At 71.1% G+C, this 12,286-nt stretch carries 9 protein-coding genes; 4 read left to right on the plus strand and 5 right to left on the minus strand.

The features are described from left to right. Positions 1–10 precede the first annotated feature (10 nt). The 3 genes from JWR86_RS02290 to JWR86_RS02300 all read right to left on the minus strand — a co-directional run bounded on the left by JWR86_RS02290 (position 11) and on the right by JWR86_RS02300 (position 2,373). Positions 11–391 carry a hypothetical protein gene (locus JWR86_RS02290; protein WP_299560175.1) on the minus strand — a complete coding sequence of 127 codons (381 nt, stop codon included), beginning with the start codon at positions 389–391 and terminating at the stop codon, positions 11–13. Then, positions 388–1,680: a nicotinate phosphoribosyltransferase gene (locus JWR86_RS02295; RefSeq protein WP_299560177.1), complete on the minus strand. Its 1,293-nt coding sequence runs from the start codon at positions 1,678–1,680 to the stop codon at positions 388–390. The genes JWR86_RS02290 and JWR86_RS02295 overlap by 4 nt, the downstream gene beginning before the upstream one ends. Positions 1,681–1,863: 183 nt before the next feature. Then, complete coding sequence (locus tag JWR86_RS02300) at positions 1,864–2,373, minus strand: pyridoxamine 5'-phosphate oxidase family protein (protein ID WP_299560179.1); 510 nt, start codon at positions 2,371–2,373, stop codon at positions 1,864–1,866. 173 nt (positions 2,374–2,546) lie between these two features. Here JWR86_RS02300 and JWR86_RS02305 point away from each other — a divergent pair, with 173 nt between their 5' ends. From JWR86_RS02305 to chrA, 3 genes are all read left to right on the plus strand, one after another. After that, the gene (locus JWR86_RS02305) at positions 2,547–3,650 is read left to right on the plus strand and encodes an Mrp/NBP35 family ATP-binding protein (RefSeq protein ID WP_299560181.1); all 1,104 of its coding nucleotides are present in this window, start codon (positions 2,547–2,549) and stop codon (positions 3,648–3,650) included. A gap of 129 nt (positions 3,651–3,779) precedes the next feature. Further along, a complete protein-coding gene (locus JWR86_RS02310) occupies positions 3,780–4,631 on the plus strand; it encodes a sulfurtransferase/chromate resistance protein (protein WP_299560183.1) in 852 nt (283 codons plus the stop codon). After that, complete coding sequence (gene chrA / locus JWR86_RS02315; RefSeq protein ID WP_299560185.1) at positions 4,628–6,043, plus strand: chromate efflux transporter; 1,416 nt, start codon at positions 4,628–4,630, stop codon at positions 6,041–6,043. The genes JWR86_RS02310 and chrA overlap by 4 nt, the downstream gene beginning before the upstream one ends. Positions 6,044–6,047: 4 nt before the next feature. On the opposite strand, the gene ppdK is transcribed toward chrA, so the two are convergent. Further along, a complete protein-coding gene (ppdK, locus tag JWR86_RS02320; RefSeq protein ID WP_299560187.1) occupies positions 6,048–8,726 on the minus strand; it encodes a pyruvate, phosphate dikinase in 2,679 nt (892 codons plus the stop codon). Positions 8,727–8,991: 265 nt separating this feature from the next. Here ppdK and JWR86_RS02325 point away from each other — a divergent pair, with 265 nt between their 5' ends. After that, on the plus strand, positions 8,992–9,690 hold the full coding sequence (locus tag JWR86_RS02325; RefSeq protein ID WP_299560189.1) for a hypothetical protein: 699 nt from the start codon (positions 8,992–8,994) through the stop codon (positions 9,688–9,690). Here JWR86_RS02325 and JWR86_RS02330 read toward each other — a convergent pair. Next, positions 9,684–12,098 (minus strand): penicillin acylase family protein, encoded by a 2,415-nt coding sequence (locus JWR86_RS02330; RefSeq protein WP_299560191.1) that lies wholly within the window; start codon positions 12,096–12,098, stop codon positions 9,684–9,686. The genes JWR86_RS02325 and JWR86_RS02330 overlap by 7 nt on opposite strands. Between the last annotated feature and the right edge of the window lie 188 nt (positions 12,099–12,286).

Raw genomic sequence — 12,286 nt, forward strand, 5'->3', positions numbered from 1 at the left:
CGTGGCAGTGCTACTTCGTTGGCTCCGCCGCGAAATGGATGCAAGGGTCCAGCACGATGCGGTTGGGATCGCCCGGCGTGTAGGCGCCCGCCACCACGATGCGGTCGCCCGGCCCGCGGCCCTCGGTCGTGTAGGTGATGCAGGCGACCTGCGGGTCCGGCGGGCGGCAGATCACCATGAAGACCAGGGCCTCGCCGCTCGTGGCGGCCGAGACCTCGCCTTCGACCTGGATGGTCATGTAGGCCTCGCCGGAGGGCGGCGGCAGCCCCGCCAACGCCTCCCGGAGGTCCCCGCAACGCGCCCGGACGCTCGGTTCGGGCTGGGCCGAAGCCGGCAGGGCCACGAGCGCGCCGAGGCCGAGCAGGGCGAGGCGCGCGGAATGCCGCCTCACACCAGAACCGGTTGGGGCACGCGCGCGTCCAGGTCGAACACGCGTTGATAGCGTTCGACCTCGCGCCGAGGACCGGTCGCCTTGGTCGGGTTGTCGGACAGCTTCACGGTCGGGCGGCCGTCCGCGGAGATGACTTTGCAGACGACCGAGATCGGATCGAGCAGCCCGCCCGGGGCGAGGCCCCGGAAGTCATTCGTCAGGAGCGTGCCCCAGCCGAAGCCGATCCGCATGCGGCCTGCAAAATGGGCGTGCACCCGCTCGATCATCTCGATGTCGAGCCCATCGGAGAAGATGGTCAGTTTTTCGCGCGGGTCCTCGCCGCGCGAGAGCCAGAACCGGCAGGCTTCCTCGCCGCCTTCGATCGGGTCCTTGGAATCGATGCGGATGCCGGTCCAGCCGGAGACCCAGTCCGGCGCATGGGCCAGGAAACGCGTGGTTCCGTAAGTGTCGGGAAGCACCACCAGGAGATTGCCCTGGTAATCCTCCTGCCAGTCCGACAGCACCCGGTAGGGAGCCTCCAGCATGTCCTGCTCGTCCCCGGCGAGCGCGGTGTAGACCATGGGCAATTCGTGCGCGTTGGTGCCGATCGCCTCCACCTCGCGGCGCAGCGCGATGAGGCAGTTGGACGTGCCCAGAAAGGCGTCGCCCAGTCCCTCCTGCATGGCCTGCACGCACCAATCCTGCCACAGGAAGCCGTGCCGGCGGCGCGTGCCGAAATCGGAAATGGACAGCCCGGGCAGCCGCTGCAGCCGCTCGATCTTCTCCCAAACCCGCGACATGCCGCGGGCGTACAGAACTTCGAGTTCGAACTTGCCCATGCCGCGCGTTACGCCGCGCGAGCGCAGCTCGTTCAGGATGGCGAGGGCCGGGATCTCCCACATCGTGGTCTCGATCCAGGGACCGTGGAAGGTGAGCTCGTACTGGCCGTCGACCTCGCGCAGCTCGTATTCGGGGAAGCGGAAGCCTTCCAGCCAGCCCACGAAATCGGCCGAGAACATCTGCCGCTTGCCGTAGAAGGTGTTGCCCCGCAGCCAGGTGGATTCGCCGCGCGACAGCCGCAGCGTCCGGACATGGTCGAGCTGCTCGCGCAGCTCCCCGAGGTCGATAATGTCGGCCAGCCGCACGCGGTGCGTCCGGTTCACCACGCCGAAGGTGACGTCCACGCCGCGATGGCGGCGATAGATCGTCTGGCCCATCAGGAGCTTGTAGAAATCGGTGTCGAGAACCGAGCGGACGATCGGGTCGATCTTCCAGCTGTGATTGTAGACCCGCGTGGCGATGTCGACCATCGCTGCTCTGTACGCTCCGCCGGCTCCGCGCCCGTGCCCGAACCGAGCGGGACCTTGCCCCATTTCCGGCGCGCCGTCACCGCGCGTGTCGGGCTCCATCCGGGGCCCGGCCTCGACGAGAGGTTGCGGCCGCCGGCCGGGAGAGCCGGCGGGGCGCTCCTGGCGGCCGCTAGGAGCCGCCGGTCAGGCTTTGAGGCTGACCTTCTTCTGGTCCGCCAGCTCCTCCGGCGTCTCGCCCGTGAGCCGCGCCTTGGCGTAGCCGTAGAGCTGCATCATGGTCCGGGACGGGCTGTCCCAGTATTCCCCGCCGGACGGGTGGACGCGGATCAGCGCGATGTCCGGGTCCTCCGGTCCGTTCGGGAACCAGGTCCTCAGCCCCTCGCTCCACAGCTCCTTCACCTTGCCCTTGTCGGTCACGATCTCGGCCGTTCCGGACACGGACACGTAGGTCTGAGCCGAGGTGTCCGCATAGGCGAGGTTGATCTGCGAATCCTTGCGCAGCTCGCCAACCTTGGGGGCCCGGGCGCGGCTGAAGAACCAAAGGTCGCCGGACGGGTCCGTCGTGTGACTGTACATCGGGCGGCTGTGCAGGGAGCCGTCCGGCTCGACCGAGGTCATCATCGCGATGCGGATGTCCTTGATCAGCTCGTACAGTTTCTTGGCGCCCTCGTGATGCGTGTGGTCGTGTGCCATCCGGGTCTCCTCGGGCAGGATGCGGCTGCCGCTGCCTGTTCGCTGGCTCGGGGAACGGCGGGCCGGCGCTTTGGTTGCGGCCGGGACGGGGCAGGACGGCGATCTCGCGCAGGCGTGACCTTAACGGAGCCCTCGCGATCCCCTACAGATCCGCCCGACAGCGGGAGAGCGCCTTGGCGGTTTCGACAGACGACGTGGTGCGGGCCCTGGCGGCCGTCCAGCTGGACGGGCGGGCCCTGCCGGAGACCGGGCGCCTGTCCGCGATCCTGAGCGAAGGAGGGCGAGTGAGCTTCTCGCTCGCCATCGAGCCCAGCGAGGCGGCGCGGCTGGAGCCCGTGCGGCAGGCGGCCGAGCAGGCCGTGAAGGCCTTGCCCGGCGTCACGGCCGCCTTTGTCAGCCTCACGGCGGATCGCCCGCCCGCCAAGCCGGCCCCGGCTGCGCCGCGACAGCCGGGCGCCCCGCCGCGCGCGCAAGCCATCCCGGGCGTGCGCCATGTGTTCGCGGTCGCGTCCGGCAAGGGCGGTGTCGGCAAGTCGACGCTCGCCTGCAACCTCGCCCTGGCCCTCAAGGCGCGCGGCCTCAAAGTCGGGCTGATGGATGCGGACATCTACGGACCATCGGCGCCGCGCCTGTTCGGGCTCGGCGGCAAGAAGCCGCGGGTCATCTCGGGCCGCATTCTCGAGCCGCTCGACGGCTACGGCGTCCAGGTGATGTCGATCGGCTTTCTGGTCGAGGAAGAGACCGCCATGATCTGGCGCGGCCCGATGGTGATCTCGGCCATCACCCAGATGCTCCGCGAGGTCGCCTGGTCGGAGCTCGACGTCCTGGTGGTCGACATGCCGCCTGGCACCGGCGACGCGCAGCTCACCATGGCCCAGACGGTGCCGCTCGCCGGTGCCGTGATCGTGTCCACACCGCAGGACCTCGCCCTGATCGATGCCCGGCGCGGCATCGCCATGTTCCGCAAGGTCGAGGTTCCGATCCTGGGCGTGGTCGAGAACATGGCCTCGTTCAGCTGCCCGAATTGCGGCCACGTCTCGCACATCTTCGGCCATGGGGGTGCCCGGGCCGAGGCCGAGAAGGCGGGCGTGCCGTTTCTTGGCGAGGTGCCGCTCGACATGGCCATTCGGGCCACCTCGGACGAGGGCCGCCCGGTGGTCGCGACCGATCCGGACGGGCCGCATGCCCGCGCCTATCTGGCCATCGCCGACCGGGTTTGGGAGCGGGTCACCGGCGGGGCCGCCACCCGGGCCGCGCCCCGCATCGTGATCGAGTGAGGGCCGGCCGCGCCCGGCTTGACACCGGCCGAGCCCGGCACGAGTAATCGCCCCTTGGGGACCGCGATCTCCCCATGAGGCGTCAGCTGAAGAATCGCGTCCCCCGCTTCACCGCCCGGACGCGCAGCCATGGCCTCCTCCACGACCTCCATCAGTGTTGAAAAGCTCGCCCGTCTGATCGGCACGCCGGCCTGCCCGGTGCTGGTCGACGTGCAAACCGATGCCGATTTCGCGGCCTTGCCGCGGCTCGTTCCGGGAGCCCGCCGGCGGCCCTGGGACCGGGCGGGCGAGTGGGCGGCGGAATGCGCCGGCCGACCGGCCGTTCTGATCTGCCAGAAGGGGCTGAAGCTGAGTCAGGGCGCGGCCGCCTGGCTGCGCCAGGCCGGCGTGCCGGCCGAGAGCCTGGAGGGCGGCGCGCTCGCCTGGCAGGCCGCCGGGCTGCCGATGGTTCCGGAGGCCAGCCTCCCGGCGCGGGACCGGGAGGGCCGCACCATCTGGGTGACGCGGTCACGGCCCAAGGTCGACCGGATCGCCTGCCCGTGGCTGATCCGGCGCTTCGTGGACCCGGCCGCCGTGTTTCTGTTCGTGGCCCCGTCCGAGGTTTTGGCGGTGGCGGACAGGTTTGCGGCCGCCCCCTTCGACATCGAGGAGGACGGGGTGTTCTGGACCCACCGCGGTGACCGATGCACCTTCGACGTCATGGTCGCAGAATTCGGTCTGTCCACGCCCGCGCTGGAGCGCCTGGCCACCATCGTCCGGGCGGCCGACACGGCCCGGCCGGAGCTCGCCCCCGAGGCGCCGGGCCTGCTCGCCGCCTCGCTCGGGCTGTCCCGGTTGTTCGCGGACGACCTGCAGCAGCTGGACGCCGGAATGGGTCTCTACGACGCGTTCTACCGCTGGTGCCGCGACGCCACGGAGGAGACGCATAACTGGCCGGCCACCAAGGGCCCGGCCAAAGCGAAGGGGACATCGGCCCGATGAGTCACGCCGCGGCGGTGAAGACGCGTTCCGACGGGGCCGGATCCGGGCTCGACCACGGGGTCACGCTTCGGGAGGCGTTCTGGGTGTGGCTGCGGGTGGCCGCGCTGTCCTTCGGCGGCCCGGCCGCCCAGATCGCCGTGATGCACCGCATCATCGTCGAGGAGAAGCGCTGGATCGGGGAGGAGCGGTTCCTGCATGCCCTCAATTACTGCATGCTCCTGCCCGGCCCCGAAGCGCAGCAGCTCGCGACCTATATCGGCTGGCTGATGCACCGGACGGTCGGGGGCATCGTGGCCGGAATCCTGTTCGTGATCCCGGGCGTGATCTCCATCATGGCGCTCAGCGTCGCCTATGTGATGTTCGGCAATGTCGGCGTCGTGGCGGCCCTGTTCTTCGGCCTCAAAGCGGCCGTGATCGCCGTCGTGCTGCAGGCGGTGGTGCGGGTCGGAAGCCGGGCGCTGCGCAACCGGACCATGATCGGGCTCGCGGCTCTCGCTTTCCTGGGCATCTTCGTCTTCGCCATCCCGTTTCCGGTCATCGTGCTGGCGGCCGGCCTGATTGGTTTCGTGGCCGGACGGGCCGGCGTGCCGGCCTTCCAGGTGGGCGGAGGGCACGGCCCGGCCAAGGGCGGCGCCGCCGTGGCCGACCGGGACACCCTTCTCGGCGAAGACCTCCCGGACCACGCCCGCCCGACCCTCGGCTCGGCGCTGCGGGTCGCGGCGGTGTGCCTCGCGCTCTGGCTCGTCCCGGTCGTCGCGCTGCTTGCGGCGCTCGGCCCCGGTCACGTGTTCAGCCAGATCGCCACGTTCTTCTCCACCATGGCGGTGGTGACCTTCGGGGGTGCCTATGCGGTCCTGGCCTATGTCGCCCAGCAGGCCGTCGAGACCTACAACTGGCTGAAACCGGGCGAGATGCTGGACGGGCTCGGCATGGCCGAGACCACGCCCGGCCCCCTCATCATGGTGCTGCAATTCGTGGGCTTCATGGGCGCCTACCGGGACCCGGGCGCCCTGTCGCCGCTCTGGGCCGGGGTGCTGGGCGGCCTCCTGGCGACCTGGGTCACCTTCGTGCCCTGCTTCCTGTTCATCTTCCTCGGCGCGCCCTTCATCGAGCGGCTGCGCGGCAATCGGGCGCTGCACGGGGCGCTGTCGGCCATCACGGCGGCCGTGGTCGGCGTGATCCTGAACCTCGCCGTGTGGTTCGCCATTCACACGGCGTTCCGGGAAACGCGGCCCGTCGCCGGCTACGGCGTCCAGTTCGATGCGCCGGTGCTGGCGAGCGTCGATGCCTGGGCCGTCGCGCTCGCGCTTGCCGCAACGGTTGCGATGTTCCGCTTCAGGGTCGGCATGATCCCGACCCTGGCCGCCTGTTCGGCCGCCGGGGTCGTCCTCTACCTGGCCGGAGCGCGCTGACGGCTCAGGCCTGGCTTGCGGCCTTCTGGCCGAGGGCCGCCTGAGCGGCCGCGAGCCGGGCGATCGGCACCCGGTAGGGCGAGCAGGACACGTAATCGAGCCCGATCTCGTCGCAGAACGTGACGGAAGCCGGGTCGCCCCCGTGCTCGCCGCAGATCCCGACCTTGAGCCCCGGCCTGACGGCGCGGCCGCGCTCGATGCCAAGCTTCACCATCTCGCCCACGCCGTCGCGGTCGATGGTCATGAACGGGTCGGCGGCCAGGATGCCCTTCTGCGTGTAGGTGCCCAGGAAGGTGCCGGCGTCGTCGCGCGAGATGCCCAGCACCGTCTGGGTGAGATCGTTGGTGCCGAAGGAGAAGAACTCGGCCGTCTCGGCGATCTCGCCCGCCCGCAGCACGGCGCGGGGAAGCTCGATCATGGTGCCGACCTGATATTCGGGCGTCACCCCGGTCTGCTCCGCCACGACCTTGGCCATGGCGTCGATCCGCTCCTTGATGATGTCGAGTTCCGCCCGGGTCATCACGAGCGGCACCATCACCTCCGGATGGACCGGCTCCCCGGTGGCACGGCCGACCTCGACCGCGGCCTCGAAGATCGCCCGGGCCTGCATCTCGGCGATCTCCGGATAGGCGACCGCGAGCCGGCAGCCCCGGAAGCCGAGCATCGGGTTGTGCTCATGCAGCTCGTTGGCGCGCCGCCGCAGCTTCTCCACGGAAAGGCCGGTCTGCGCCGCCACCTCCTGCACCTCCTGGTCGCTGTGCGGCAGGAATTCGTGCAGTGGCGGGTCGAGCAGCCGGATGGTGACCGGCAGGCCGCCCATGATGGTGAAGAGCTCGACGAAATCGGCCCGCTGGAAGGGCAGCAGCTTGGCCAGCGCCGCCCGGCGGCCCTTCTCGTCGTCGGCCAGGATCATCTCCCGCATGGCAACGAGGCGCTCGGCGTCGAAGAACATGTGCTCGGTGCGGCAGAGGCCGATGCCCTCGGCCCCGAAGGCCCGGGCCGTGCGGGCGTCCGTGGGCGTGTCGGCATTGGCCCGCACCTTCATGCGGCGGGCCGCGTCGGCCCAGCCCATCAGGGTCGCGAACTCGCCCGACAATTCGGGCTCCTGCATCGCCACGCGGCCGCGCAGCACCTGGCCGGAACCGCCGTCGATGGTGATGATCTCGCCCGCCTTCACGGTCACCCCGGCCACCGTGAAGGTGCGGGCGCTGTAATCCACCCGGATGGTGCCGGCGCCCGAGACGCAGGGCTTGCCCATGCCGCGCGCCACCACGGCGGCGTGCGAGGTCATGCCGCCGCGCGTGGTCAGGATGCCCTCGGCCGCGTGCATGCCGTGGATGTCCTCCGGCGACGTCTCGACCCGGACCAGGATGACCTTGCGGTCCTGCTTCTTGGCCGCTTCAGCCTCCTCGGAGGAGAACACGACCTCGCCGCAGGCGGCGCCCGGGGACGCGGGGAGCCCGCTGGCCAGCACCTGGCGCTCCGCCTTGGGGTCGATGGTCGGATGCAGGAGCTGGTCCAGGGAGGCGGGGTCGACGCGGCTCACCGCCTCCTGCTGGGTGATGAGGCCCTCGGCCGCGAGTTCCACGGCGATGCGCAGCGCCGCCTTCGCGGTGCGCTTGCCGCCCCGCGTCTGCAGCATCCACAGCTTGCCCTCCTCGACCGTGAACTCCATGTCCTGCATGTCGCGGTAATGGCGCTCGAGAATGCCGTAGATGCGGACGAGCTCCGCATAGGCGTCCGGCATCGCCTTCTCCATGGAGGGCTTGTCGGAGCCGGAGGCGCGGGCGGCCGCCTCGGTGATGTCCTGCGGCGTCCGGATGCCGGCCACGACATCCTCGCCCTGGGCGTTGATCAGGTACTCGCCGTACAGGGCGCGCTCGCCCGTGGACGGGTTGCGGGTGAAGGCGACTCCGGTCGCGGACGTCTCGCCCCGGTTGCCGAACACCATCGCCTGGACGTTGACCGCCGTGCCCCAGGAGGCCGGAATGCCGTTCAGCTCGCGGTACTTCTTGGCCCGGGCGTTCATCCAGGAGCCGAACACGGCCCCGATGGCGCCCCAGAGCTGTTCGGTCGGATCCTGCGGGAAGGGCCGGCCGAGTTCGCGCTCCAAAATCTGCTTGTAGCGGACCACCAGGCTGGCCCAGTCCTCGGCGCCAAGATCGGTGTCGAGCGTGTGGCCGTGCCGGTCTTTGTAGAGGTCAAGCGCCTCTTCGAAATGGTGGTGGTCCACGCCCAGCACCACGTTCGAATACATGGTGATGAAGCGCCGGTAGCTGTCATAGGCGAAGCGGCGGTCGCCGGAGGCCAGGGCCACCGCCTCGACCGTTTCGTCGTTCAGGCCGAGATTCAGCACCGTGTCCATCATGCCCGGCATGGAGGCGCGCGCGCCCGACCGGACGGAGACCAGGAGCGGGTTCCCGGGGTCGCCGAAGGCCTTGCCGGTGATGCGGCCGACCTCCGCCAGCGCCGTCCGGACCTCGGCCTCGAGCTCCGGCGGGTAGCTCCGGCCGTGATCGTAGAAGTAGGTGCAAACCGCGGTCGTGACCGTGAAGCCCGGCGGCACCGGCAAGCCGAGGTTGCACATCTCGGCCAGGTTTGCCCCCTTGCCGCCGAGGAGGTCGCGCATGCCGGACTCGCCTTCGGCCTTGCCGTCGCCGAAGGTGTAAACCCACTGTCCCATCGCGCGTTCGTCCCGGTCTTCTCGCGTCCAGTTCGGCCGGGACGCGGAGCGGAATTGTACCAAACTCCGCCAAAAGGCAATTCGGGCGGCCCGCCGCGGCGGTCTCGGGCGTCAAGGTAAACGCCGAAGTTTTCGCAGGGCTGATCTTCGTAAATTTTACCTTACTGGCGGCTTTCATTTGCTGACCGCAAGTCGAGCGCGTTCTGTCCGGGGATAAGCCCGCCCGGGCCCGACCGGCCGGGCACAGAAACCGGAGCTCAATCAGATGTCGCGCCTTCTCCTCGCCGCCGCTGCCTTCGGGCTCGGCGTGCTGCCGGCCGCGGCCGGCGGCTATGGCTGCACCGGCGATTGCTACCGCATGACCTACGTGCCGCCGACCTACGGCACGACGGTCGAAAAGGTCATGGTGCGGGCGCCCCGCACGTTCGCCGTCACGACCCCGGCGCGCTACAAACACGTCGAGGAGACCGTGATGGTGTCGCCCGGCGGCCGGCACTGGTCGGTCACGGTGGATGCCCACGGCCGCAAGGTCGGCTGCTGGGTCACCACTCCGCCGCGCTACGCCACGGTGACCCGCACCGTGATGGTGGAGGCGCCCCAGGTGGTCCCCTATGCCGAGCCCGCGCAATACGGCTACCGCTCGCATACGGTGATGACGAGCCCGGGCTACAAGGCCTGGGCCCCGGCCGGCGCAGGGCATGGCGGCGGCTACGGGGCGGCCCGGTTCGGCGGCCCGGCTGAGGGGCTGGGCGCGGATCTGGGCCCTGATGGCTTCGGCGCCGCGCCGCGCCGCGGCCACCGCCACGGCTACAGCCACCGGTACGGCCACGGTCACCACGACGGCTACCGCCATCGGGCCGGCTATGGTGCGGAGCACGGCCACGGCCATCGCGGCGGCTATGCCGAACCGCGGCGGCACGGCCACGGTCACGGTCACGGCCGCCCGGTGAGCACGCTCTACTGAGAGCGCGCGCCCGCGGGGGATGCGGCGGCGGCCGCTTGCTCGGCCGCCGTGTCCCGTGTGGGCCTCGCCGGAACCAGGGCGATCCGCGTGGCCGTCGCGGCCTCCACGGCCTCGCGGCCGTACAGGAGCGGCAGGTAGCGCCGCGCCGCCCAGATCTCGGCCAGGTCGCCGTAATGCGGCGACCTGGGGTCGCCGGACTGGCCAGGCGCATTGATGAAGCGGCTCTCGTCCCAGCTCCCGACATCCACCACCATCCGGAAGGACGCGCCTGAGACGGCCCGGAAATCGGCCGGCCGGTAGCGCGTGTTCATCACCGTCGAGCCGGATCCCCCCTTGGGCAGCGGACCAACGCTGCCCAGCTCGTCGGGAGCGAGGCCGGTCGCCTCCAGTGGGTGCTCGAAATAGCCGTGGTGCAGGCGGCCCCAGGCCCAGCCGGCCGGATCGGGCCCGAGCAGGGCCGCGCAGGCCGCGTGCGCCTCCGCCAGGGTTGCGGACAGGAGCGCGTCCCGCTCCGCCTCCGTGGCGAGCCAGGGCGTCTGGCCCGGCCGTTCCAGCGCGCCCAAGAGCGTTTCGTGGTCGCCGGGGGCGAGCAGGCGCCGCACGTGGCGGTCCGGGGCGGCCCGCGCCAGGAGGGCAGGCTTGAGGTGGCGGGTCCACCAGACCTCGAACAGGGCCGCGGCGGCGCTGGTCTCGTGCAGGGAGCCGTCCCACCCGGCGAGCAGCGCGGCGGCGGGCCCGCCCTCCGGCGGGACGAGCCGCAGCAGCCGCCGCGCCGGGCCGGACAGGTCGTCCGTCTGCAGTCGCATCGCAGCGTCCAGGCTGTGCGCCGTGTCGGCCCCCAGCACCTCGGCGATGCGGTCGGCGCGGGCCGGCTCGAAGAACTCGAACCCGAGCTTGCGGTCCTCGGCCGGGTAGTCCGCAGGCAGGTTCATCTCGTTGGCGCTGGCGACCCAGCCGCGTTCGGGATCGAGGCTCGCCGGCAGGTCGGCCGGGTCGTGGAACCCGTCCCACTCGTAGCGGCCGTCCCCCGGCACGGGCAGGAGGCCGTCCCAGTTCGGGCGGCGCGGCGCCTTTCCGGCCACGAACCAGCCGACATGGCCGTCCCGGTCCGCGTAGACGTGGTTCGCGGCCGGGGCACCCCAATGGCGCAGCGCCTGCCGGTATTCCGCGGGCGACCGGGCCAGCATCGCGCCGAGGCTCGCCAGGTAGGCAGCGCTCCCGGGTTCGGACCAGACCGTCCGGAGCGCGACGGCCCGTCCCTGCGCCGGATCGGCGAAGATCACCGGCCCGTGCCGCGTGAACAGGAGCTCGACCTCCTGGTCCGGCGCGCCGGCGACCGGGATGCGCTCGCGCACGGACCGGATGGCCTCGCTGCCGCCCCCGTAGCGGTAGCGCGGGGGTGGGCCGGGCTCCGTCTCGTAGACGTAGAGATCTTCCTGGTCGGTCGGGAATATGGTCAGCGAGAAGGCCGCGTGGCCGTTATGGCCGAAGGAGATGCCCGGCACGGCGGGCTCGCCGGCGCCGATCACGTCGAGCCCGGGCGCGGTGAGGTGGACCACGTAGCGCAGCGACGGCAACGCGTAGGTCCGGTGCGGATCGCTGGCCAGGATCGGCCGTCCGGTGGCCGTGCGGGACCCGGCCACGGCCCAGTTGTTGGAGCCGTCCTCGGCCGGCGCGGCGTAGATCTCGCCGAGCTCGCTCACGCGGCTCCAGCGCCAGGCCTCGTCCAGGCGGGCCGCGAGACGCTCGGGCGTGAAGGTGACGGGCGCCGTCGCGAGCTGCAGGACGTCCAGGGCCCGGGCGGGCACGGCTGCGGCATCGAACCCGTCCGGCCGCTCGATCCGGTGCGGCGGGTCGATGGAGCGGCGCACGAGGTCGGTCGCCAGATCCGCGCGCACCAGCACCTGGGCCCGCGCCGCTTCCGACAGGGCGTTGCTGACCAGCGCGTGGCTGCGGATCCGGACCACGTCCTCGGCCGCCCAGCGGGCCGGGCGGGTTCCGAGCACACCGAATTCGGGCGGCAGAAGCTCCGGCCGGCTCTCCGTCTGGTCGATGAAGGCGTTGATCCCGGCCACAAAGGCCGTGACCACGGCCTCCATGTCCGGAACGCCGTAGGCCGCCCATTCCGCCGCCATGTCGCCGCGGTAGAGGAACAGGCGGGCAGCCCGGTCCTGGGCCAGATAGCCGGGCCCGAAATCGGCCGCCAGCAGGCCGAGCCCGCGCTTTCGCCACAGGTCGAGCTGCCAGAGCCGGTCGCGCGCGGCGTTGAAGCCCTGTGCCAGGAAGAGGTCGAGCCGGTCGGCCGCCCTGACATGCGGCACGCCCCAGCAATCGACCAGGATCTCGGCCGGATGCCGGAGCGTCTCCAGGCTGAAGCGCACGGTCTCGATGGCAGCCTCCCCCGTCATGGTTCGCCACGGCTTCTTGCCCGCCGGGCCTCCCGCTGCGAAGCTTCGACTATGAGCGACGACAAGGGCGAGGGCGAGCCAGGTTCGGGCGCCGGCGCAATCCTGGGCGTGCTGTTCGCGATCGCCCTCACGCTGGCTGCGCTCTACCTGATCGACCGCATGCAGCATTCCGCGTCGCTCTTCGACTG

This window comes from Enterovirga sp., from assembly GCF_028290205.1.
Classification (GTDB): domain Bacteria; phylum Pseudomonadota; class Alphaproteobacteria; order Rhizobiales; family Beijerinckiaceae; genus Enterovirga.

Excerpts from the sequence above, each read along its gene's own strand:
- JWR86_RS02295 (WP_299560177.1), bottom strand. The coding sequence starts at position 1,680 with ATGGTCGACATCGCCACGCGGGTCTACAATCACAGCTGGAAGATCGAC.
- JWR86_RS02300 (WP_299560179.1), bottom strand. The coding sequence starts at position 2,373 with ATGGCACACGACCACACGCATCACGAGGGCGCCAAGAAACTGTACGAG.
- JWR86_RS02310 (WP_299560183.1), top strand. The coding sequence starts at position 3,780 with ATGGCCTCCTCCACGACCTCCATCAGTGTTGAAAAGCTCGCCCGTCTG.
- chrA (WP_299560185.1), top strand. The coding sequence starts at position 4,628 with ATGAGTCACGCCGCGGCGGTGAAGACGCGTTCCGACGGGGCCGGATCC.
- ppdK (WP_299560187.1), bottom strand. The coding sequence starts at position 8,726 with ATGGGACAGTGGGTTTACACCTTCGGCGACGGCAAGGCCGAAGGCGAG.
- JWR86_RS02325 (WP_299560189.1), top strand. The coding sequence starts at position 8,992 with ATGTCGCGCCTTCTCCTCGCCGCCGCTGCCTTCGGGCTCGGCGTGCTG.
- JWR86_RS02330 (WP_299560191.1), bottom strand. The coding sequence starts at position 12,098 with ATGACGGGGGAGGCTGCCATCGAGACCGTGCGCTTCAGCCTGGAGACG.